The sequence below is a fragment of the Bacillus cereus group sp. BfR-BA-01310 genome, assembly GCF_022664325.1.
GTDB lineage: Bacteria > Bacillota > Bacilli > Bacillales > Bacillaceae_G > Bacillus_A > Bacillus_A paramycoides.
On the sequence record NZ_JAKUHD010000012.1, the window covers coordinates 70,446 to 95,084 of the forward strand.

Below are 24,639 nucleotides of genomic sequence, written 5' to 3' on the forward strand. Positions count from 1 at the left end.
AGAATACAACTATGACTAACTCAGTAAAAACAAATGATTTTAACGAAATTTTAACAGGACGTCGTTCAATTCGTAAGTACGATACTTCAGTGAAAATTAGCAAAGAAGAAATGACAGAAATTCTTACAGAAGCAACATTTGCACCGTCTTCAGTAAACATGCAACCATGGAGATTCTTAGTTATTGAAAGTGAAGAAGCAAAAGCAACACTTGCGCCACTTGCTAAATTTAATCAATCTCAAGTAGAAACATCTTCAGCGATGATTGCTTTATTTGGTGACTTAAACAACTTTGATAACGCAGAAGAAATTTACGGTACAGCAGTTGAGCGCGGTTTAATGCCAGCTGAAGTAAAAGAAGATCAAATGAAAAGACTTTCAGGTTACTTCTCAATGGTTACACCAGAAGTAATGAAAGATACAGTACTAATTGACGGTGGTCTTGTAGCAATGCAATTTATGCTAGCAGCTCGTGCTCACGGTTATGACACTTGCCCAATTGGTGGATTTGAAAAAGACCAAATCGCAGAAGCATTCGGATTAGATAAAGAACGTTACGTACCAGTTATGTTAATTTCAATCGGGAAAGCTGCTGACAGTGGTTACCAATCAGTACGTCTTCCAATTGACAAAGTTGCTGAGTGGAAGTAATCTTATAAGATCTTAGAAATATATGGAATATGAGAGGGGAAACATCATGATTATTATTCACGCAATATTTCAAGTAGATCCAGCAAAACAACAATCATTTTTAGAAGAAATTCAGCCACTAATTCATGGTTCAAGAGAAGAAAGTGGAAATGTATCTTATGATTTATATAGAAATACAGAAAAAGAAAGTGTTTATACGATGGTAGAAGTATGGAAAGATGAATCCGCAGTTGCGAGCCATAATGCGAGTGAACACTTCACATCTTTCGTTAGTAAAGCATCACAGTTTTTAACTGCTCCGTTAAATGTTCAAGTGTATAATGGAGAGCTAGTACAAAAATAAGAGAAATCCTTGGGAGCTTTGAACTAAACCCTAAAAAAGATGACTTTTGCTAAAGTCATCTTTTTTATATCTACGATTCGTGGTACAGCTCAATTAGAAAATAAAGTCGATGAATTCGATTTGTATTTTCATTCTTACTTGCTTCCCTACAGTATTTATACTAATTTATGAGTATTTAACTAAAAAAGTCACAAATCTAGAATCAAAAACAAAAAATGAATCAATATCTTATAAATTAGATAAAAACTTAGCAAAAAAATATAAACGTTTATATGTACAAACGGCAGGTAACTGACTAGGTTAACCGCCGTTTGTGCATGACACGGAGGAGAAATCCCCGTTTTGAAAAGAGTGAAGCCGGTGGGAAGTCGGTTCTGAGGTAGTATGTGTAATATAAAAAAGATTATTCGTAAAGGGGAATGGGAGATGGACAAACAAAAACGCATTGAAATCGTAAATTCACTTCTTAGTTACTTAGCAGATCACGAAAAAGATATCTTTCATTATGAAGATGAAAATAGAACAGCTCATTTTAAACATGTTGGTAGAAATCTATGGTTCGTTGACCACTATTCCAATGCGTATGACAAGAAGCAATGCAGATACTTCTCAAGTGGCGGAACGGTGTGGGGGTTAATTAGAGATTTCCCGGATTTTATATTTGGTAATGATAATTCAAATGGGCGAAATGGTTATGCGGGATTGTATTGTACTCATTGGAGGCGGCTAGAAGAAGGAATGGAAAAGATGTGTAATTGTGCAAGGGAAAACAGATATTTAAAAGCTTCATAAAATAGTTATTTGAATAGGAAAAGGGAAAAAAATTAAGTTCACTCGTTCTTAAGATTTTTCCCTTTAAAATTTACTTTTTGTTCGTTGTTCTATATACGTCTGAAATTGGTAAGTCCACGCCATGTAAATCTTGAGTAATGCCTGTCTTTTTAATATCGGTGTTGTTTGGATTATGTGCCTCTTGAGATGTTTCTTGCATTTGTTCTTGAGCCTTACTAGGAGTATTCAGAGCATCTGATGATACGTGGTCAAGTTGTTGACTTAATAGATTTTTTTTATCCATGTTATGTAGCTCCTTTGTGAATTTAGATATAAAAACAATGTAATTATAAATAGTTACTTAGATATTTTGTATCTTTGAATGGAATCATATGCACAAATTATATTGAGAAATTAACTGATTATAAATTTACATAGTGGGGTATGATTACATCGTTATCAAGCTAACAAAATTAAATACCCCCAAATTGAAAAAATAAGCTGAATTCTCTTAAATAACTAACTGTAGAGAAGTGAAATTTTTGCTTAGTGGGTACTTCAAAATCTTATCTTGATGGGCATGAGATAACGGAGACTTATTTAATTTCTAATCAAAATAATAGCCATTGTAAAAATAGGAGGCAATCTTTTTTGGGATTTACAATGGTATATTTTTTGTCATTATATCTTATTAAAAAACATCTTCAAATAGGAATAATCTATGCTATAGTAATAGAGAATAACTATAAAACGAATAACTACACTGTGTGTGGTTATTTAAAAAGCTGCTATCCATATGGATGGCAGCTTTCGTTGTTTTATAGGGATTTCGATTTTGATTCTTCTTCTCAATAAAAATGAAAAAGGAGCGAATAAGAATGAACACAGAAGGAAAAACATTATCGAAAGATAACAATATTTCTAATTCAACGTGGGGACAAATGTGGCAAAAATACCATGAACTAATCCTTGCTATTCTATCTGGTATTTTCATTTTAGCCGGTTGGATGTTAACCAAAAGCGAAGTAACAACAGCTGGGATTATCTTTTATATTCTTGCATATCTCACTGGGGGTTACGTAAAAGCTAAAGAAGGTATTACAGATACGATTGAGGAAAAAGATTTAAACGTTGAAATGTTAATGCTTTTTGCTGCTATTGGTGCTGCTAGCATTGGTTACTGGGCAGAAGGTGCAGTTTTAATATTTATTTTTGCATTAAGTGGTGCAATGGAGACTTATACACTAAGTAAAAGCCAAAAAGAAATCTCAGCATTGTTAGATTTACAACCTGAAGAAGCTTTACGTATTTCGAATGGAATGGAAGAACGTATTTCCGTAGATCAATTACAAATTGACGACATTATTTTAATCAAGCCAGGTGAACGCTTGCCTGCTGACGGTATTATTCATGCTGGTGAAACAAATATTGATGAGGCAGCCATTACAGGGGAACCTATCCCGAATGGGAAAACAATAGGTGATGAAGTATTTGCTGGAACTGTGAATTTACGTGGTGCGATTGAAGTTAAAATTACGAAACGAAGCGATCAAACCTTGTTCCAAAAAATTATTCGTCTTGTACAAAGTGCTCAAAGTGAAAAATCACCATCACAGCTTTTTATTGAAAAATTTGAAGGAACCTATGTAAAAGGTGTGCTTATCGTTGTTGTTCTTATGATGTTTGTTCCACACCTTTTATTAGATTGGAGTTGGAATGAAACATTTTATAGAGCTATGATTTTACTCGTTGTTGCATCTCCTTGTGCACTCGTTGCATCGATTACGCCAGCTACATTATCTGCGATTTCTAACGGAGCACGAAATGGTATTTTGTTTAAAGGCGGAATCCACCTAGAACGCCTTGCTTCTGTAAAAGCAATCGCTTTTGATAAAACAGGCACATTAACACAAGGAAAACCCTCTGTAACGGATGTCTATGTACGTGATGGAATATCAGAGCAAGAGGTAGTGTATATTACAGCCTCTATAGAAAGTCATTCAACACACCCGCTTGCAGAAGCGATTGTTAAATATGCAAAGCACGCATATGACATTACATTGACGAAACCAGAAAAAGTAGAGGATGTAACTGGATTTGGTTTGAAAGGAGTACTTGAAAATAAAACTTATAAAATCGGAAAGGCTGATTTTATCGGCGAAGAAGCACATTTGTTTCATAATGGTATTGCTAATACGCTCGAGCAAGAAGGAAAAACAGTCGTGCACATTAGTGACGAAGATGGAATTCTTGGTTTAATTGCTTTGAAAGATACATTGCGACAAGAAACGATTGCCGCAATTCGTGATTTACAAAGCCTTGGTGTAGAAGCAATTATGATTACTGGCGACAATGAACAAACAGCAAAAGCAATTGCAACTGAAAGTAATATAAAAGAATACTATGCATCATGCTTACCAGAAACAAAAGTAGAAACAGTCAAACGACTGAAAGAAAAATATGGTACGGTTGCTATGGTTGGTGATGGGATTAACGATGCCCCTGCACTTGCTACAGCAAGTATAGGTGTTGCTATGGGAGAAGGAACAGATGTTGCTTTAGAAACAGCAGATGTTGTTCTTATGAAAAATGAACTCTCTCGACTTGCTCAAGCAATTCGTTTATCAAAGCGAATGAATCGTATTGTAAAACAAAATGTTATCTTTTCACTGACAGTAATTGCAATGCTCATTTGTTCGAATTTTTTACAATTTTTAGCTCTTCCATTTGGCGTTATCGGTCATGAGGGAAGCACAATTCTCGTTATTTTAAATGGTTTGCGATTATTAAAAGGAAGTAATTAGATGGGTTCCCGCTGGGAACCCATTATTTTGTACTTGGGGGTAACAGAATGTCTTAAGTTGATAACGCCCCAAAAACAAAAGAATGTAAATTTTCATCTTTAAAAAGTAAAATTTGTGAAACATCAATGATCCCTAGTTCTTCAATCGCTTATTTTCAACGAATTCGTATTTTAGATGCAACGATTTTTCTGGTGCCAAAGTATTTATCTAGTGTGTATCCTGGGTCAGGTGGTTGTGCTCAAACAGCGGGTATAAAAATTCAGTTTCCACTTGAACAGATTTTGCTTTTCCATACCAATCACATCCTTTTTTAGAGTGCTAGTATCAGTATGTCCAAGTTTGATAGACCATTTTCATATATTTCAAAGTTTTTGCACCAGAACCAGGTAGATTAATATATAATAACTCACTCAAAAAAAAGAAGTGAAAAGTAAGAATTGAAAGTCTTTTCACATTTTTTTCAAATAACACACAAAAATGCCATAAATCTATCTTATTTTTATATATAGCAGTTATTTCATAAGCAATGTTTCTTGAAATAGTTACTACATAGAAAGGAGATTTTAAAATGGATATGGATTCATATTATTGGGAAATGGTTAAGAAGAATATAGGGGTTTATTCTAAACAGGAACAAGAATGCCTTCGAGAGAAGAGGGTCATTATTTTTGGATTAGGGGGAGTAGGTGGATATGAAGCGATTCTGTTTTCTCGAATGGGAATAGGGCATATTACAGGTGTTGATCCCGATGAATTTGAAGTTTCTAATATTAACAGACAAATGTTAGCGCTTTCTAGTGTGTTAGGTGAACCAAAAGCAAAGGTTGCAGAACAAGTTGTAAAAGATATACACCCCTATATATCAACAAATTTTATACAAACAAGAGTAGATGAGGATAATGTAATTGAACTTATAAAAGGACACGATGTTGTAGTAGAAGCCGTCGATGATATGCCTTCAAGAGTTATTATACATAGAACAGCTAGGGAATTGGGTATACCAAGTGTCGGGATGTCAGGTAGCCCCCCCACACGAGGATTTGTTTCTACATTTTTTCCAACCGGAATTCCTTATGAAGAAGCATTAAACATCTCAAGTGTCGGATGCAAATTAACAAATCAAGAATTAAGACAACAGATTGCTGATATAAAGAAAAGTCGAGCTTGGTATTCTGTGGAGAAAGGCGCACCGAAAGAGTGGGCACAAGACTTTTGTGATGGAAAAGCAGGGTGGATTATCACACCGATGCGTGCTCATCTATTGTCGCTATTTAGTTTTCATGAAGCAATACAAGTTTTAACTGGTCGTGAACCTCTAGCTAGAGCGCCTAAAGGCATTGTAATGGATTTAGATAGTCATATTCCGGTTCAAGTAAAAGAAGTCCCAAAGGGTGGATGGGATTATAAAACACTGTAAGGAGGAATATAATTTGTTAACAAAAAATAATGATATGCAAAATATATATGAAGAAAGTTTTACGCGAAATATTGGTGTCATCTCTGTAGAGGAGCAGGAGAAATTAAAAAATTCTCGAGTTACTGTAGTTGGGGCAGGAGGCGTAGGAGGAATTACACTCATCCAATTGGCACGAATGGGTGTGGGTTCTTTGCATGTTATTGATCAAGATATATTTGAAACAAGTAATATCAATCGACAAATGCTAAGTTCCATCAGTAAATTAGGACAGCAAAAAGCAGCGGTGGCTTTAGAAGTTTTGCAAGACATTAACCCATCATTACAAATAGAAATAACAAAAGAGTTTGTTACAGAGGACAATGCATTGGGACTTCTAACAAATACAGATGTCATTATAGATGCGACTGATAATTTAGTAGCAAGAGTAATCATCCATCGTACAGCTCAGACCTTAGGAATTCCTTCAATTTGGATTGCGGTTACGCCTCCATTTAGAGGTGGCGTCATGTCTTTTACTCCTGACTCTACACCCTATGAAATTGCGTTAGGATATCCGTCTTATCAACAAGAGCTAACAACAGAAATCCAAGATGAAATTCATAAATTAAAAGATGGGCGTGCTCTTCATTCTGTCACGTACGGCGCGGATGAGAACTGGGCGAATAGTTATGTACAAAAAAATCGGCCATGGGCGGTACTCTCTCCTGTTGCGAATATAGTAGGCATTCTAGCAAGCTTTGAAGCATTTAAATTTATGATAAATCGAGAAGAACTAAAACCTATAATAAGTCCAAATTTAATTCAAATTAACCTTGCAAATCAGAATATGGTACAAGTTTCTGTACCGGAAAATGGTAGTTGGGATTATACAACACTATAGATGAGGGAAAAGAATATGTTTCCTTTTTTGTTACTCGGAATTATTGTGGCACTCGCCCTGCTAATAAAGGATTATGCCCTAGCTGGTGCGGCTTGTTTATTAGGAGTTGTACTTGCTGTTGGACAAAAAACTTTATTACATCTTATTCAACAATATTCTTTTCCAATTGGTATTTTCTTTCTGATGTTATTCCTTTTAGTACCAATTACATCTGGGAAAATTACAAGTGAAAATGTAATAAAATTAATTACCTCTCCTATTGGATTAGGATCCATTCTAGCAGGTTTTACTGTGTCATACATAGGAGGAAAAGGTGTAGGAGTTCTACCTATGAATCCTACGATATTGCTAGGTGTCTTAATAGGTACTCTTATTGCCGTATTATTTACAAAAGGGTTACCAGCCGGATTAATTATTGCGGCAGGGATAATAGCTATTATTTCTATGAAATGAAAGGGATATTCTAAATGAAGATAAAATGGGCACATATTAGTTTAGTAGGGATTTTTTTGATAATACTTATGTCTAGTTGTTCTAATATCAAAGAAACTTCTCAAAATGATCAAACTTCTAAAGTGGTAAAACAAGAATTAGAAATTCAGCAAGGAGAAGAAAAATTATTTTTACTTCATAAAAACTTAAATAATAAAAAACAGTATACATCTGATGAAATTATCTTATTTTTAGAACCATTTAGTGTACCTACAGCTCAAGCATTTGATGTACCGAAACTGTCGTGGATGGATGAGTATGCCAGAAAAGGGTATGATACTTGGGCTATGGATTTCAGAGGGTTTGGTCGTTCTTCTCGCCCTAAAGAAATGTCAGATTCTCCTTCCCAAAACCGTCCGGTTATTCATTTGAATGATGCAACTAAGGATCTAGAAACAATTGTAAATTGGATTAAAAAGAAGAGAAACGTAAAAAAAATTCATATTGTTGGATGGTCCTATGGAGGCGTTGTAGCTGGAAATTATGCGATCTCCCATCCACAAGATATTAATAAAATGGTGTTATACGGATATATGCATGGATTTACGCTTCCTATGATGACAAAACCTCTTGAAAATCCATTACAACCTAATCAATTTAATCCTGAAGCATCAGCCTATCAAATGGTGGACTTTGATAAAGGAATGCATCATTGGCATATGATGATGGGAAATAAAAAAATTGTTACAAATGAAGCAATGGATGCCGTAAAACAAGTTTTTATTGATTCAGATCCTATGAGTAAGAAAAATAATCAAATGATTCGTCGACCGGTTGGTCCACTTAAAGATTTATTTTATATTTGGAAAAATCAACCTCTATATGATGTATCTAAAATTACTGTCCCAGTACTTGCTATTTATGGTGAAGATGACATATTTGCAGACCGAAATATGATGTCAAAATTAACAAGTACAAAACAAAAAAAAGAGGTAGTAATCCCTGATGCAACACACTGGGCTCTTTATGAAAAGAATCGTAATACCCTATTTGAACAGACATTAAACTTTATAGAAGCGAAAGAAGGCAAACAGGAATGAAAAAGGGTTTAACAATATTAGATGCTACCTTACGTGAAGGAGAACAACAATGTGGTATTCGTTTCTCCAAGGAAGACAAAATTAAACTACTTCACATGTTAGAAGATTTTGGAGTAAGTCTTATTGAAGTTGGACACCCTGGCATCTCTGAAGAAGAAGAAGAGATTTGCCGAGAAGTTGCAGCATCTGCAAAGCATGCCGAAATACTTATGCATGCTCGAGCTACAAATGAAGAAGTTCATGCGGCTTATCGGGCTGGTGCCAATTGGATAGGAATATGGGCGTCTATTAATTCAATTTCTTTACAAACAAAGTATAGTAATCGCTCAAAAGATTACGTCATCGATCAAGTGAAACAAGCAATTGAAGAAGCAAAATCTTTAGGGATGAAAATCCGTTTTACTATTGAGGATGCTTCACGAACTGAATGGGAAGATATCGCCTACATTGGAAAGGTTGCAAATCTAGCAGGAGCAGACCGAATTAGTTTAGCAGACACTGTAGGAATTTGGGAACCAAGTCAGTGTGCGGAAATCGTGAAGAAATCTGTTGAGACATTCCATTGTGAGATTGAAGTTCATCTTCATAATGATTTAGGATTAGCCCTAGCAAATGCTCTTGCTGCAATCGATTCAGGGGCATCTGTCATTGATACCACATTGTGCGGAATAGGTGAACGTGCAGGGATTGTTGACCTGCTAAACTTATCCGTTTTATTATCTCAAAAGCGTAATCTTCCGTACTTTAAACTACAGATGATTCCTGAATTAACTCAATCACTTCAATTAGCTACTGGTTGTAAAGTAGATCATTGGAGACCAATTATTGGGAAAAATATATTTACACATACCGCACCCTATCATATGAAAGCTGTTCAGCAGAATTACTCAGCATACGAGGGCATTCAGCCAGAAATGATAGGAAGAGTAAGGAACATACAACAAAAACGTATAGAGAGAAAAGGGTCTAGGCTTTCAAAGTCTTTGCGAGTTAGTAAACCATTTGTAAAGGGAGCATCTGAGCTTTTATATCATCGAGATGGTCCAGGAAAACGTTGGGTACAGATGGATTATAGAACTGATGAACGAGCATCATTTTATGTGATACAGCGTGTATTTTACGATGCACATATGGATGAGAACTTAGAAGGACATGTAGATATTCACGCACATCATTGTGATAGTGCCTTTATTTTCTGGGGGACTAGAATAGATGGTACAGGTCTCATATGTGAAGTGGAAATTGAAGGGGAATTGCAAATAATTGAAAGTCCAGCATCTGTTTTTATTCCATCGGGGTTAAAACATAGGTACAAATACCTTTCAGGGACAGGAACATATACAAACATCGTACTAGCACCTAATTATAATTCTAGTTTGCTAGAGAAAAATTTATGGGAAATGCGTGTGCATTGATTGAAGATAGCAAAAGTTAGTGCATATATAAATTAAAAAAGTATAGAACGCCCATTCTATACTTTTTTCTATAAGGGGTCACCATACATGCCCATCTCCATAAAGCTAAGGTTTTACACCATCCATTAAGAAAAATAGACGTTATTCTTTCTGTAGAAGTATAGGAAAGGATGGCGTTTTTTGTATGGTCGTAAAATGGATGTTATTTTAAGAAAGACGCGATGTTTTGAACAAAGTTGAGACGTTTCTAAAAAAGCTACATAAGACAATAAAAAAATAGCATATACTATATTTGGATTCTAGATTCTACAACATTTCAGCTTTGAGATAAGTTTTCTTCACATTGTCAAGGTTTAGGTGGAAGTAGCCATACGGCAGGAGTCAAAATTCAATTATCGTATACAAGAAAGAAAGTTTGCTATTGAAATTGCAGATAAAATTACTGAAAACCTTGAATTTAGAAGGTAGTTCACTGAACTCAACTATAATCCTACATAAGGATGTGGATTTTCACCAATACTACACCTCAAAACTGCCGCGCAAGACGTTCTACTACAATCACATAGAATAGCATTCCAAATCATAAAATGTTATAATTTGGAATGAATTATTATTTTAATTTTCAGAAATTATATCAAGAGTAATATAATCTATCTTATGCTGTAAACTGGTGTAGTTTACAGTATAAGGTCTGCTCCGCAAGCTATTATAGTCAACAGTCATGGGTACATAATGGGTACCTTTAGCCTAAATGCCTGGGGGAATTTAGTGAAATAAAATATAGGATAATAGATAGGGGTAGATGTATGGGTACATTTAAAAAAATTATCAACAATATTTCAAAGGTAATCATAGGAAAAGATGAATCGATTGAACTAGCAGCTATAGCTCTTATAGCAAGAGGACATATTTTATTAGAAGACGTCCCCGGTACTGGAAAAACAACATTAGCAAAAAGTTTAGCGAAAAGCGTGGATGCTAAGTTTCAAAGAATTCAATTCACAGCTGATACTTTGCCAGGTGATGTTATTGGTCTCGAATATTTTGATGTGAAAGAATCAGAATTTAAAACGAGATTAGGACCTATTTTTGCAAATATAGTATTAGTTGATGAAATTAATCGAGCTGTACCAAGAACGCAATCTTCGTTACTTGAGGTTATGGAAGAACGTACCGTTACGATCGCGAAGCATACATATTCGTTGCCAAATCCTTTTTTAGTTATAGCAACACAAAACCCTCTTGAATCAGCTGGCACATTTCCTCTACCAGACGCCCAATTAGACCGATTTTTACTCACTATACGTCAAGGTTATCCAACAAGAGAAGCAGAAAAGGAAATGATGAGACGATTTCAAACGAATGATCCTCTAGAAGCACTACATTCTATTATTTCAACTGAAGAAATTATTAATATACAAAAACGTGCAAGGGAAGTGTTAGTAGGAAATGATGTGCAAGACTATCTTCTTGAAATCATTGAGACGACGCGTAAGCATGATCTGATTGAAATTGGTGTTAGCCCACGAGGTACATTGGCGTTTATGAGAGCGATTCAAGCGCGAGCGATATTAAATGAAAGAGATTACTGTACGCCAGATGATATAAAGCTACTAGCAACATCAGTTTGTGCTCATCGATTAACGTTGACGATAGAAGGGGAGATGAAAACGACAAAAGAACAAATAATAAACGAAATTCTTCATACAGTTGATGTGCCAGTGGAGAATGTATGATGAAGCAACAGCTTGTGTATACATCGTTAGCGGAACTTTTCGTAATAGGGGTTATGTCAGTTGTAGCTGTTATTTTATGTATATTTTCAAGTAATCTACTCATTTTATCTCTCGTATTTTTATATTTAATGTTAATAGGAGCCACGCATGGATACATACGTAGAGTGTCTCGTGTTGAATGGGAATACAATCAAGGGAATTCGAACGTTTTTATAGGTGAAACGAATACGTGCAAAATAAAAATTTCAAACAACTCGATATTTCCTATTTTTAATATTGTATTTCGATTTAAATGTGAAAATAAGTTAACTTGGAATCATGATGAACTAAACAAAAATCATAGTACAGGTTCAAATTATTATTTGAATTTCAATATAAAAGGAGGAGAGACAGTTTCATTTGATTTACAAGCTGTAGCGTTAAAAAGAGGTATTGCGAAATGGGAAGAAGTTGAAATCGTTATTACTGATCTTTTTGGATTCATAGCAAACCACATAACATATAGTCAAGTTGATACGCCGTCATATTTAGTCTTACCAGCTGTTCCGAAAATACAAGTCCCTGAATTACAAGAATGGTCACGTGGATTTCGAAAAGCAATGTCGTCTCCGCTATATGATGAAACGAAAGTAATGGGAGTGAAATCATATGAAAATGAAGATTTTCGTTCCATCTATTGGGGCGCAACAGCAAAAACAGGGACGATAACTGCAAAAAAATACGAACGGACACAATCTGATAAATATGCGATTTATCTCAATTTACAAAATAAAAGTGGCGTTTCTTTGCGAAATGATACAGAGGAACTAATTGAATTAACGGCAGGCATATGTAAACAGCTGCTTATGCAAAACTGTTCATTTGAAGTATGGATCAATAGCGTAAAAGATAATGGATTGTTGCATATAAAGAACGGTGATAATCGGAAACATTTGCAAAATGTATTAAAGGTACTTGCCTCAATATCGGATCAAGATACGCCTGTATCATCTTCTTATTTTTACACAGCTGGATTTCGTCGAAAGGAATTGGATGCGGTCCCCTTAATACTCGGTACCTCTCCAAAAAGGATTAGCCGAACAAACAAATGGATTGTTATTAAAGAATAAGAAGGGGCTTATGTCATGTTTAATAAAAAGCGCCATATGAAAGTGAAGTTTTGGAGTGTAAGAGCCTTATTAATACTCTTCTTTGCGATTAGTACGATAACGTTATCACAAGGTGTTGTGCATGTACAGGACATAGTAAAAGAGCGTTTTTTTAGTGAGACTAAACCGGAAAAAATTTATAACGATACTAGTAAAGACGAACAGTTTGATGATTCTGCAAGATTTATGGATGAAGAAAAAGGAGATACAGGTATAAGAACGAAAACGAATAGAAAATTTCCAGTTTTTGAACGGAAAAGTTCATGGGGGGACGTATTTTCTGCGCTCTCAAATTCATGGATTACTATAGCTTTTTATGTAATTATCGCGGTGCTAATTATATATTCCCTTTACAAATCTATTAGGAAAAGGTTGATGAAAACAGAAATAGAGCAGGAGAAACAATCGGGAACAAAAGAGAATTCGGTAAGAACCGTAAAGAATGAAAAAGTCATTCATCAGTCAGAGCAACCACTGCCTACAGATACAATAAGGAAAAGATTAATTGAATGGGAGAGAACTTTACCATTTCACGAACAGCGAAAGTCCTATGAAACGATGCAACAATGGTTAAGGAGAATTTGTAGAACGGGAGACATTATTCCGATATATGAGTCTGTACGATATGGTGAAAAGATGTATACGGAGTTAGATCTAGAAAAGACTATGCGGTGGATAGAGAGGGATGGGAAGGTGGATATTTAAATATCCAGCCTTACTTTTTATAGGGGAATTTCATTTGGGATATCTAAGTTTATCGGTATTGTATTTGATATACTGGCAGCGAATAAGATGGCTAAATTAGATCCAATTGAGTGTTTACGATATGAAAATAAAAAGAGAATATAACTTTTGTTATGTTCTCTTTTTATTTTCATACATAACTCTTTCTCAGCTTATCATATCAAAATTTGAACGTAAGCATTTTGTAAGGAATGGATAAGAAAAAAGAGAGATTTATCATATAGGATTAAAGTATAACTTGATGTGAAGGGAGAAGAAATTAACTTAAATAATCAATTAGATAATGGAGTATTGCAAGAAATAGTAGTGATTTTTTGGCACAACATGTATATCAAAAAGTGAGAGTTACAGGTTGTTAGGAACGAAATTATTGGTACTTAAAATAGAGGCATTATATTTTTAGTGAAGAAAAGAGTTGTACGAATGAATCATTAATACGATATTAATAGAGGAGAGAGCGCCTTATGAAAAAATGTAATTTAATTAAGTTAGCAAGTTTGGCAGTTTTATTAGCAGGTACTACTTTACTTACACCGGGATTTACTGTGAAAGCAGAGTCTGTTCAAAATGTATCTAGTTCGTCACAATCAAATGATCAAAAAAATCATAATGGTTGGAAACGAGTAATGCAGGAAACAGTACAACTCGGAACTCCAGGGATATTAGCTAAGGCGTCTAAGAACGGAAAAACTAGTAGTTATACTGCTGGAGTGGCGGATTTGAGCACGAAGAAACCAATGAAATCGGATTATTGCTTTCGGATTGGTAGTGTGACAAAAAGTTTTACTGCTACGACTGTTCTTCAATTAGTAGGAGAAAACCGCGTACATCTTGATGATCCAATTGAAAAGTGGCTACCGGGTCTCATCCAAGGAAATGGGTATGATGGGAAACAAATTACGGTACGTCAACTTTTGAATCATACAAGTGGTATAGCTGAATACTTAAAGTCAAAAGACGCTGATATAATGAATACAAAAAAATCGTATACAGCTGAAGAAATAGTGAAGATTGGGCTTTCCCTGCCTCCAGATTTTTCGCCAGGTAAGGGATGGTCGTATTCAAATACAGGATACGTAATATTGGGAATGCTTATTGAAAAAGTAACTGGAAATAGTTATGCGGAAGAAATTGAAAAGCGAATTATTGAACCTTTGGACTTGTCAAACACGTTTTTACCAGGGAATTCAACCGTTATTTCAGGAAGTAATCATGCTCGAGGGTATGTGAAAAATGATGAAACAAGTGAGTTGAAAGACGTAACGTATTATAATCCAAGTATAGCTAGTTCAGCCGGAGATATGATTTCTAATGCTGACGATTTAAATAAGTTCTTTTCATCTCTGCTCGGTGGTAAGTTACTGAAGGAACGCGAGCTAAAAGAAATGCTTACTACAGTTCCTACAGGAAGGGAAGATATTCGCGACGGATATGGTCTTGGAATCTATGAGACAAAGCTTCCAAACGGTGTTTCAGTTTGGGGCCATACAGGGGGGATTCCTGGATTTACTACTTTTGCTGGGGGAATAATTGGAGGGAAACATACATTGGCTGTCAATGCTAACTCTTTAGGTGGGATTGATATTGGTACGCAGTTTAATAAAATGATGCAAATTGAATTTGGTAAATAGATAAAAAAATGTATCTTTTGAGTTAAGGTAATTCTCGATTCTTTATTATTCTGCTCATAATGAATAACTAAAATTCTTTATTAAATATATTAGTTATTACTTTCAAAAAACTTGCTATTAATCAAAATGGCAAGTTTTTTATTGTAAATAGTTAAAATTATATATTAAACTTACTAGGATTCTAATGTGCAGATAAGTGAGAATACTGAGAATTGTTATTGTTATTACTGTTCCATATAATAAGAGTATAGAGAGATGAAACTAATATATAGGGGAGCTAAGTCGATAATGGATATTACTTTAGTCGGTTAAGTATTTCTTGTTTTATTCTAATCTGTTTAAATGTTTAACACAAAATAATAGTATATTGAGTTGGAGTTGAATACATTGGGACAAAATCAATTAAGATGGAGTAATAAACAATTACGAGAGCATGTTGAAGTGATAGATGGCACAAGAAGTCTGCACATTTTATTAAAGAATGCAACATATTTAAATCCGTACATACGTGAATGGACGATAGCGAACGTTTGGATTTATGATGATCGAATAGTATATGTGGGAGAAAAGTTGCCGCAACAATTAAATGATTGTGAAGTTATAGATTGCGAAGGGAAGTATTTAGTTCCCGGTTATATAGAACCACATGCACATCCATACCAATTATATACCCCAGAGACTTTAGCAAATCATGCGATGCAATTTGGTACAACAACTTTAATTAATGATAATTTAACTCTATTTTTCACATTACAACGTGAAATAGCGTTTCGTTTGTTAGATGAATTCAAAAAGATTCCAGCAAGTATGTATTGGTGGTGTCGTTTCGATGGACAGACCGAGCTGCAAAATGATCAATCGTTGTTTAATAGTGAAGAAATAATGCAATGGCTTAACCATGAAGACGTTCTTCAAGGCGGTGAGTTAACAGCGTGGCCAAAACTATTAAATGGCGATGATGAAATGTTAAATTGGATACAGGAAACGAAACGGCTACAGAAGAAAATAGAAGGCCATTTTCCGGGGTCATCTGAAACTACGTTAGCGAAATTAAAGTTACTAGGTACCGATTGCGATCATGAAGCGATGACAGGGCAGGAAGCGTTAACACGTCTTATGCAAGGCTACACCGTTTCTCTTAGAAATTCTTCGATCCGCCCAGATTTAGAAGTTTTACTGAAAGAATTACTGAAATTAGGTGTTAGACAATTTGATAGATTCATTTTAACAACTGACGGTTCACATCCGTCATTTTATGAAAATGGTATGACAAATGTGATGATTTCTACCGCGATAAAACAAGGAATCCCAATAATTGATGCTTATAATATGGCAAGCTATAACATTGCTCGTTACTATAATATGGAGCATTTACACGGTACGATTGCAACAGGAAGAATTGCAAACATTAATATATTGGAAAGCAAAGAAAATCCAACTCCAATTAGTGTAATTGCAAAAGGGAAATGGGTGAAGCGTGAAGGAATAAACAAAAATGAATCAGTAAGTGTACAATGGGATAAATTCCAAGTAGCTCCATTACAATTAGACTGGTGTTTACAGAAAGAAGATATGATTTTCACTGGTGCAACGGGCATAAAATTATTAAACGACGTTATTACAAAGCCATATGTTAGTGAAATCGAATTATACTGTGAGGAACTTTCTTTTGAACATGATGAATGTTTTTTTATGATGATTGCTCGTGATGGTACTTGGCGAGTGAATACAGTTGTGAAAGGTTTTGCGAATCGATTAGGCGGTTTTGCAAGCTCATATTCTGGTACAGGGGATATTATTCTAATTGGAAAGAGTAAAGAAGATATGTTAGGCGCCTTTAATAGAGTAAAAGAACTCGGCGGTGGAATGGTACTAACTGAAAGGAATGAAGTTTTACATGAAATTTCATTGCCTTTATTAGGTATTATGTCAGACTTAGAAATGAGCGCATTAATACATAAAGAGAAAATGATGGTGAAATTATTACAAGAACGAGGTTATTCTTATAACGATCCAGCTTTCACAATACTATTCTTTTCAGCGACTCATCTACCTTTCATTAGAGTGACACCAATAGGTTTATATGATGTAAAGAATAGAGAAGTAATTGCTTCACCGATTAAATGTTAAATATAAATCCCCTATAAAAATCAATTTTATAGGGGATTTATATTTACAGCTTAAGAATAGAATCTCCTCAAAAACAAATAATATAGTATCTAAATTATTTGAGGTGATACTTAAATATGAAAAAACTACTGTATGTTTTAAGTGTATTTATTTTATGTGTATCTATACAACAAGTAGTGCATTCTCAAACAGATGCACCAAGGCTGTCTTCGGATTGTATGGAGGAAAGGAAAATTCGTGATGAAAAGTATGTGAAAAATATAATGAAGGACATCAAATCTACTTTCGAAATAAATATTGATGAAGGTGGATTTATGGAAGTAAGTAAAAAAGATTTAGAAGCTGCGCACTTAATGTATGGTGGACGGGAAAATGATTCTTATTATAATTCGTTAACTAAAGTTTTTGCTAATGGCGGATATAGAGGAGAGCCTAGGTTGTTTGTGAAGGCACTTGAAGCATTTTTACTGTATAAAGAAATAGACGATACAAATGTTATGAAACGCCTAAAACTTGAAAAAGGGGAATGGGTTGTTACCGAAACGAAAAAGAAGCAAGGGAAAATAGTGGAATACAAACCGTTACAATGTGAAAAGGGTTATCTGAAAAAGAGAAATGAATATCAAAATATAAAATGATGTAACCAAATACTAATTAATGTTGTTTCTATCCACTGATAGCTTGTTGTCTATATAAAATAGGGAAAGGTAAGTAAACATATTAGTCTTATGTAATATGCTTATTTACCTTTTTTTGAATGGGTTTAAAATTCGGAATGGTGTTTGGTGAAAAGGATTTGCTGGCTAATGCAATTATAATATTCAACTCCTCTTTTCATCGTAAAAAGAGGAGTTTGTGTCAAAAGATTTATACATTGCTGAACCGTTTGTGTATATTTTATTCTACAGTATTAATAAAAGAATGTTTGATATTCAGAGAAATATTATTGGCACAGTTTTTGCTAGTATTAAATTTAAGGAAGGAGGATTACATTTAAGAAATTTGTATTAGTAATAGTAAAAAACAAACTACTATTGCATCATTGATCTTACTTGTATTTATAGCGGAACTGTAAATACATACAAATAAGAATGTTTCGCTTTTAAAATTCAGAATTTTCTTTTAAATTATTAGGGGGTAGCGGTATGGTTAAATATTCGAAAATTTCTAAGCTGATTCTTGGTGTTGGACTAGTGACAATATCATGTAATGGTTTGCAAATTCAAGCAGAGACAAAAGAAAAAAATGTGAAGAACGTATTACAAATGGAGCCGGTAGGAATACAGAAATCCGTTGATGAGTTGGCACACTCTTCGAAAGTACAAGAAAATGCATCTTTTACAAAACGGTTAAAGTTAGCGGATTTATCGCAGCGTCCGCTAGCACCAAATGAGAATGAAAAACAGTTAGCTGAAGAGAAAAAATATTCGATGGCCGAATTAAATCAATTAAGCAACAAACAATTAACTGATCTTCTTGTGACGATTAAATGGTATCAAATTCCGGAATTATTTCAGTTTAATAGTGATAGTCTTAAGTTCTATCAAGATGATAGTCGCATGCAAGCGATAATTGATAAACTAGCAGAACAAGGACAAGCTTATACGAAAGATGATTCAAAAGGGATTGAAACATTAGTAGAAACTCTACGTGCGGCATTTTATTTAGGTTTTTACCATGATGAATTAAGCAAACTAAATGAGCGTAGTTATCATGATAAATGTTTACCAGCTTTAAAGACAATTGCAAAGAATCCAAATTTTAAACTCGGTACACCGGCACAAAACCAAGTTATTTCATCTTATGGAATGCTGATTGGAAACGCATCCGCTGATGCTGAGGTTGTTCAATATGCAGGTGAAATCTTCAAACAATATAACGATAATGTGGCAACTTTCATTGAAGACTATACAAAAGGAAATGCTGTATATGAGTTGATGAAAGGAATTGATTATGACATTCAGGCGTATATGTATAATACGGGAAAAGAAGCAAAAGATACGATGTGGTATCGAAACATCGATGGTTTTATTAATGAAATTAGTCGTTTTGCGCTAAATGGTACTGTAACAGATAAAAACGGATGGTTAATTAATAACGGAATTTACTACGCTGGCCGATTGGGCAAGCTTCATAGTACGCCAACAAAAGGACAGCAAGTTGTTACAGATGCAATGCGAATTTATCCATATTTAGGGGAGCAATATTTTGTTGCGGCAGAACAAATTACTACAAATTACGGCGGAGTAGATGCGAACGGAAAAACTATAAATTTAGATCAAATTCGAGAAGATGGAAAAAAGAAATATTTACCGAAAACGTATACGTTTGATGATGGAGCAATTGTCTTTAAAGCTGGGGATAAAGTTAGCGAAGAGAAAATTAAACGTCTGTACTGGGCGGCAAAAGAAGTACGTTCTCAATTTTATCGTACAGTTGGTAGTGATAAACCACTTGAAAGTGGACATGCTGATGATGTGTTAACAATGGTTATTTATAATAGTCCAGAAGAATATCAATTTAACCGTCAATTGTATGGTTATGAAACGAATAATGGTGGGATTTACATTGAAGGAAGTGGAACGTTCTTTACATATGAACGTACACCACAGCAAAGTATTTATAGTTTGGAAGAATTGTTCCGTCATGAATTTACACACTATTTACAGGGAAGATACGAGGTTCCGGGATTATGGGGCCAAGGGGAAATGTATCAGAATGAACGTTTAACATGGTTTGAAGAAGGGAATGCGGAGTTTTTTGCAGGTTCAACGCGATTAGACAGCGTAGTACCGCGAAAAAGCATAATTGGTGGATTGTCTTATGATCCTGCGAAACGTTATACAGCAGCACAAACATTAAATGCAAAATATGGAACGTGGGATTTTTATAACTATTCGTTTGCATTACAATCTTATATGTATAATAACCGTCCAGAAATGTTTGATAAAGTGCATGATTTAATTCGTGCAAATGATGTTCCAGGTTACGACACGTACCGTTCTACATTAAGCAAAGATAATAAATTAAATGAAGAATATCAATCTTATATGCAAATGCTTATTGATAATCGTGATAAGTATACAATTCCACAAGTATCAGATGAGTATTTAGCACAGCATGCTCCAAAACCGCTTTCAGATGTTGCGTCAGATATCACCAATGAAGCAAAGTTAAAAAATGTGAAGGTAACGAAGAATAAATCACAATTCTTTAATACATTCACACTACAGGGAACATATACAGGAAGTGCAGCAAAAGGAGAAATTGAGGACAGGAAAGTGATGAATCAAGCAACGAATGATATGTTGAAACATCTCTCAGAAAAAGAGTGGAGTGGATACAAAACTTTGACTGCTTATTTTGTAAATTACCGTGTCAATGATGCTGGACAATTTGAATATGATGTTGTATTTAGTGGAGTAAATACGGAAGAAGGTACTGCTGTAGAAAAAGAACCGAATAATTCATTTGATACAGCAAATCCATTATCTTTGAACACGTTATTAAGAGGAAACTTAAGTGATCAAGATCAAGTTGACCGATTTGTTATCGATGTAAAGGATCCAAAAGATTTACAAATTACAGTTACGAACGAACAAAACCTTGGACTGAACTGGGTGTTATATTCTGAATCAGATCTAGATAATTATGTAACTTATGCAACAAAACGTGATGGAAACAAATTGCTTGGAAATTATAATGCGAAGCCTGGGAAATATTACTTAAGTGTATATAAATATGGCGGTGGAACAGGGAATTATACAGTAGAAGTAAAATAATTTAATAATGAAGAAATTAAAATTTCTTTGTTAGAAAAATCGGCTGATATTGAAAAAAATCTACTGAAATATTAATTATTAACAAAAATCAGTAAAAACTTGTATATTATATGGATATTTATTGTGTAGAAATGATGTAGGTGCTTTTGAATTAAAGTTCTTGTTAAATTAAATGTGATTTACTGAAAATGGATATTTTCAATTACAGGTGTGGTTTTTACAATAACACTTATACTTAAACGATTTTTGTATTGTATTTTTTAGTGTAAGAAAGTATGTAAAGCCAGTATAACCCCGTATTAAGAACGGGGTTATACTGGTTTTAAATTTTATACTTAAACAATTGCATTGGATTTTGACAAGAAAGAAACTCATACGGATTAAAATTCTCGTCCATAAAGCATCTTCATGGTTAAATCTACTGAAATCATTTTACATATAAATTCATCTCGCTATAGTAGTTCATCAATAGATTCATACAAAGAATGGAGTGAATAACCTGTAAGTTAAACAGTCTTATAAAATGAAAATCACGTTTCACCATTAAAATGACCATTTTAATCTTCTTAATGCTTCTTCATTTCTATCTCTATTCTTTTTGCCAAATCAGTTGATACCTTATTGAAATACCCCATAACTACCTTTCTAATATCATCGGATATAACTTTCAAATCACTAGCTAAATTTTCAGCAAGATGTTCTTTCTCTATTTGTGTTAACTTCTCATAAAACTCACCAGCCTGTGCAAAGTCATTTTGCTTAGTTATAGAAGTTCTTTCAAGCTTTCCTTCAACGTATCTTCCGTCACCACTTGTAATTTGATTAGCAGGTGTCCAATCTTGCTGTTGGTTAATTGCTATTTTACGAAATTCGGGTCCAATTCTTCTTCTTTGAGAATCACTATAAATGTTAGCACGGCCTTGCAGCATTTTATCATCTGATAGTTCTGCACCGTCTAGTAAATTAGTAGGGGCGAAGGCGACTTTTTCTACTTGTTCCATATAATTTTCAGGATTTTTATTTAATACCATTTTGCCTACTGGCATAAGAGGATACTCCTTTTCATCCCATACTTTTGTATCGTCTAAAGGGTCATAAGAAAGGTGTGCTTCATCTTTTGGATCCATGAGCTGGACATATAAACCATATTCCACTGGTTTACCAGCCTCAATTGCATCGTATAAATCTTTCCCGCTATAATCAGGATTTTCGGCAGCTAGTTTATTTGCTTCCTCACTATTAATGAATTGTACACCTTCAAATGGATACCAATGATACTTTACGTACTTTCGATAACCTTGAGCATTTCTCCAAACATATGTATTTACACTATGTCCTGGGATGTGGCGAAGACTTTTTGCCGTACCAGCATCAGAGTATAAACGGACAACAAAATGAATGGATTCGGGTGCTCTAGCGACAAAACTCCAAAATCTATCAGGGTCTATTAAGTTATTTTTAGGTGAAGGCAACAACGCTTTAATAGTTTCAGGGAAACGCATCGGATCTCGAACAGAAAAGACAGGAAGATGATTACATAAAAGATCAAATACGCCTTCTTTTGTATAAAATTTTGTAGCAAAACCGCGTACATTTCTAGAAGTATCAGGTGTTCCTTTCGTACTAACAGCTAACGAAAACCGCACCATAACAGGAACTTTCTCATTTGAATTTTGTAAAAAGCTTAGTTTTGTATGTTCAGACATTGGATATATCGTTTGAAAATAACCGAATGCACCAAATCCTTTTGCATGAACAGGTCTTTCTAAAATTTTTTCATGAATAAATTCTTGTAACGCCTCGTGCAGTACAATATCTTGCTTTAAAACAGGTCCACGTGAACCAACTGTTTGAGAGTGAAGTTTAGCTGGTTCATTAAGTTCTCGATCGCTATTAAAGTCTTCTCCAAATAAAGATTGCCTCTGTTTATCATATTTTTCATTCATCGATATAGCCTCCAAAATTTTTTCGTTGATTGTTACTAAATATGATTCTTTAGCCTCGATTATGTATTACATACGAAGTTCAAATTAGTAACATACCGCTAGATGAAAAAAACGCACATGCAGTGGACCTGTTGAAATAGAAGAAATTATGGAAAAATGAATATCGGGAAGAGAAATAAAACGTTTTATTAAAAAGGTGGAAGAAAACCACTATTAAAATTTCAATCTTAAAAATTAATTTGAAAATGACTTTATAGATAATGAACATTAAAAACGGGAAAAATAGCTAGGAGGAATTTATCATGACGGATTGGTTTCAATTAGATAAAGAATATATTATGCCTACGTATTGTCGTACGGAGGTTGCGATAGAAAGAGGAGAAGGCTGTAAACTGTATGATGTGAACGGGAAAGAATATTTAGATCTATTTTCTGGCGTGGGTGTGAATTTATTAGGCTACAATCATCCAAACATTGTGCAGACTACATTAGAACAAGTTACGAAATGCTTGCATCTTCCATTCCATTTTTTAAATCCAGTTGCGATTGAATATGCAAAGAAATTAGTTGACTACACTTTGCAAAATGGTAAGGTCTTCTACTCAAACTCAGGTACTGAAGCGACAGAAACAACATTGAAATTAATTGATAAATATAGATCTATTACAAACGAAGAACGTGACGGAGTAGTTGTATTGAAAGGTAGTTTTCACGGGAGAACATTAGGCGCACTTCATTTTACAAGACAAGAAAGTATATATCAAAACTTCCCGAAAACATCCATTCCTGTATATGAAGTGGAACGAGAAAATTTAGAAGAACTAGAAAGAACGATTATTAATGAAAATCCAATTGCAATTATGCTAGAGCCTGTATTAGGAAGTGGCGGGATATATCCTTTATCAAGTGAATATTTAAACGGCGTTCAACATCTGTGTGATAAATATAATGTACTTCTTATTGTCGATGAAGTACAAAGTGGTATGGGCAGAACTGGAAAACTATTTGCGTATCAAAACTTCAATATTACACCAGACATTATTCAATTTGGTAAAGGAGCAGGAGGCGGGATACCGCTAGGAGGAATCATTGTAGGTGAAAAGTTATGTAATGTATTTTCTCCAGGAGATCATGGAACAACATTTGCTCATTCATCTATGGGAACGGCTTTAGGATTAACGGTATTAAAAACATTAATTGATGAGGGTTTAATGCAAGAAGCTTATGAAACGTCACTATACTTAAATGACAAACTTCAAGAAATTCAGAAAGAAAATTCGTATCTCATTAAGGAAGTACGTCACTCTGGAATGATGTTTGGAATTAGTATGAATGATACGAATGAAAACGTAAAGAAATTACAGTTAGCGTTATTGGATAGAGGGATGTTAGTTGATGTTACGCAAGGGAATATCATTCGTTTACTTCCGCCATATATTATTACGAAAGAAGAGATTGATACATTTGTTAATGAGTTTATTTCCTGTATTCATAGATTGTCAGCTATAGCAAGTGTTTGATTTCTATGTATAATATTTTCACTACAATAAATTAATTGTTTGTGACGATTAGAATGTAAAAAGTAACTTATTTTCAATTCACATAAAAGGAGATTAGGGGAGAAAATCATTGATTTATGTTCTCTCACGCACTATAAAATATAATAAATGTAAAGCTTGAAAAAGGCACTAATATAGTGTCTTTTCTTAT

At 34.3% G+C, this 24,639-nt stretch carries 19 protein-coding genes and 1 pseudogene; 18 read left to right on the forward strand and 2 right to left on the reverse strand.

The genetic code is table 11. The features are described 5' to 3' along the window. The first annotated feature begins 11 nt into the window (after positions 1-11). The 3 genes from MR109_RS20710 to MR109_RS20720 all read left to right on the forward strand — a co-directional run bounded on the left by MR109_RS20710 (position 12) and on the right by MR109_RS20720 (position 1,785). Positions 12-650: a nitroreductase family protein gene (locus tag MR109_RS20710; protein WP_242273718.1), complete on the forward strand. Its 639-nt coding sequence runs from the start codon at positions 12-14 to the stop codon at positions 648-650. Positions 651-696: 46 nt separating this feature from the next. Next, positions 697-993, forward strand: coding sequence for a putative quinol monooxygenase (locus tag MR109_RS20715; RefSeq protein ID WP_025147872.1), 297 nt, complete (start codon positions 697-699; stop codon positions 991-993). Positions 994-1,419: 426 nt separating this feature from the next. Beyond that, positions 1,420-1,785: a hypothetical protein gene (locus MR109_RS20720; RefSeq protein WP_242273719.1), complete on the forward strand. Its 366-nt coding sequence runs from the start codon at positions 1,420-1,422 to the stop codon at positions 1,783-1,785. A 70-nt stretch (positions 1,786-1,855) separates the two neighbouring features. Here the strand turns inward: MR109_RS20720 and MR109_RS20725 are convergent, their stop codons facing one another. Then, positions 1,856-2,068 (reverse strand): hypothetical protein, encoded by a 213-nt coding sequence (locus tag MR109_RS20725; RefSeq protein ID WP_002172511.1) that lies wholly within the window; start codon positions 2,066-2,068, stop codon positions 1,856-1,858. Between the two features lie 574 nt (positions 2,069-2,642). On the opposite strand from MR109_RS20725, the gene MR109_RS20730 reads away from it, so the two are divergent. The 14 genes and pseudogenes from MR109_RS20730 to colA all read left to right on the forward strand — a co-directional run bounded on the left by MR109_RS20730 (position 2,643) and on the right by colA (position 20,983). After that, entirely contained in the window at positions 2,643-4,568 is a 1,926-nt protein-coding gene (locus MR109_RS20730) for a heavy metal translocating P-type ATPase (RefSeq protein ID WP_242273720.1), read from the forward strand. 98 nt (positions 4,569-4,666) lie between these two features. After that, a pseudogene (locus MR109_RS20735) lies at positions 4,667-4,831 on the forward strand (IS4 family transposase); the annotation flags it as partial. Between the two features lie 305 nt (positions 4,832-5,136). Continuing rightward, the gene (locus MR109_RS20740) at positions 5,137-5,985 is read left to right on the forward strand and encodes a HesA/MoeB/ThiF family protein (RefSeq protein WP_002172503.1); all 849 of its coding nucleotides are present in this window, start codon (positions 5,137-5,139) and stop codon (positions 5,983-5,985) included. Positions 5,986-5,998: 13 nt separating this feature from the next. Continuing rightward, positions 5,999-6,865 carry a HesA/MoeB/ThiF family protein gene (locus MR109_RS20745; RefSeq protein ID WP_002172502.1) on the forward strand — a complete coding sequence of 289 codons (867 nt, stop codon included), beginning with the start codon at positions 5,999-6,001 and terminating at the stop codon, positions 6,863-6,865. Between the two features lie 15 nt (positions 6,866-6,880). Further along, positions 6,881-7,318, forward strand: a complete 438-nt coding sequence (locus MR109_RS20750; RefSeq protein ID WP_002172501.1) for a DUF441 family protein — start codon at positions 6,881-6,883, stop codon at positions 7,316-7,318. A 14-nt stretch (positions 7,319-7,332) separates the two neighbouring features. Further along, complete coding sequence (locus MR109_RS20755) at positions 7,333-8,397, forward strand: alpha/beta hydrolase (protein WP_242273722.1); 1,065 nt, start codon at positions 7,333-7,335, stop codon at positions 8,395-8,397. After that, positions 8,394-9,812, forward strand: coding sequence for a homocitrate synthase/isopropylmalate synthase family protein (locus MR109_RS20760; protein ID WP_242273723.1), 1,419 nt, complete (start codon positions 8,394-8,396; stop codon positions 9,810-9,812). The genes MR109_RS20755 and MR109_RS20760 overlap by 4 nt, the downstream gene beginning before the upstream one ends. Positions 9,813-10,618: 806 nt before the next feature. Beyond that, complete coding sequence (locus tag MR109_RS20765) at positions 10,619-11,548, forward strand: AAA family ATPase (protein WP_242273725.1); 930 nt, start codon at positions 10,619-10,621, stop codon at positions 11,546-11,548. After that, entirely contained in the window at positions 11,548-12,657 is a 1,110-nt protein-coding gene (locus MR109_RS20770; protein WP_242273726.1) for a DUF58 domain-containing protein, read from the forward strand. Before MR109_RS20765 ends, MR109_RS20770 begins: the two co-directional genes overlap by 1 nt. A 15-nt stretch (positions 12,658-12,672) precedes the next feature. After that, a complete protein-coding gene (locus MR109_RS20775) occupies positions 12,673-13,401 on the forward strand; it encodes a signal peptidase II (protein WP_242273728.1) in 729 nt (242 codons plus the stop codon). A gap of 503 nt (positions 13,402-13,904) precedes the next feature. Then, entirely contained in the window at positions 13,905-15,071 is a 1,167-nt protein-coding gene (locus MR109_RS20780; protein WP_242273729.1) for a serine hydrolase domain-containing protein, read from the forward strand. Between the two features lie 387 nt (positions 15,072-15,458). Continuing rightward, entirely contained in the window at positions 15,459-17,201 is a 1,743-nt protein-coding gene (locus MR109_RS20785; RefSeq protein WP_242273731.1) for an adenine deaminase C-terminal domain-containing protein, read from the forward strand. A gap of 116 nt (positions 17,202-17,317) precedes the next feature. Beyond that, positions 17,318-17,839 carry a hypothetical protein gene (locus tag MR109_RS20790; protein ID WP_242273733.1) on the forward strand — a complete coding sequence of 174 codons (522 nt, stop codon included), beginning with the start codon at positions 17,318-17,320 and terminating at the stop codon, positions 17,837-17,839. Positions 17,840-18,346: 507 nt separating this feature from the next. After that, the gene (gene colA, locus MR109_RS20795) at positions 18,347-20,983 is read left to right on the forward strand and encodes a collagenase ColA (protein WP_242273734.1); all 2,637 of its coding nucleotides are present in this window, start codon (positions 18,347-18,349) and stop codon (positions 20,981-20,983) included. Between the two features lie 566 nt (positions 20,984-21,549). Here the strand turns inward: colA and MR109_RS20800 are convergent. Then, positions 21,550-22,929: a catalase gene (locus MR109_RS20800; protein WP_242273735.1), complete on the reverse strand. Its 1,380-nt coding sequence runs from the start codon at positions 22,927-22,929 to the stop codon at positions 21,550-21,552. A 302-nt stretch (positions 22,930-23,231) separates the two neighbouring features. Between MR109_RS20800 and MR109_RS20805 the strand changes: the two genes are divergently transcribed. Continuing rightward, positions 23,232-24,449: an aspartate aminotransferase family protein gene (locus MR109_RS20805; protein WP_242273737.1), complete on the forward strand. Its 1,218-nt coding sequence runs from the start codon at positions 23,232-23,234 to the stop codon at positions 24,447-24,449. Positions 24,450-24,639 lie beyond the last annotated feature (190 nt).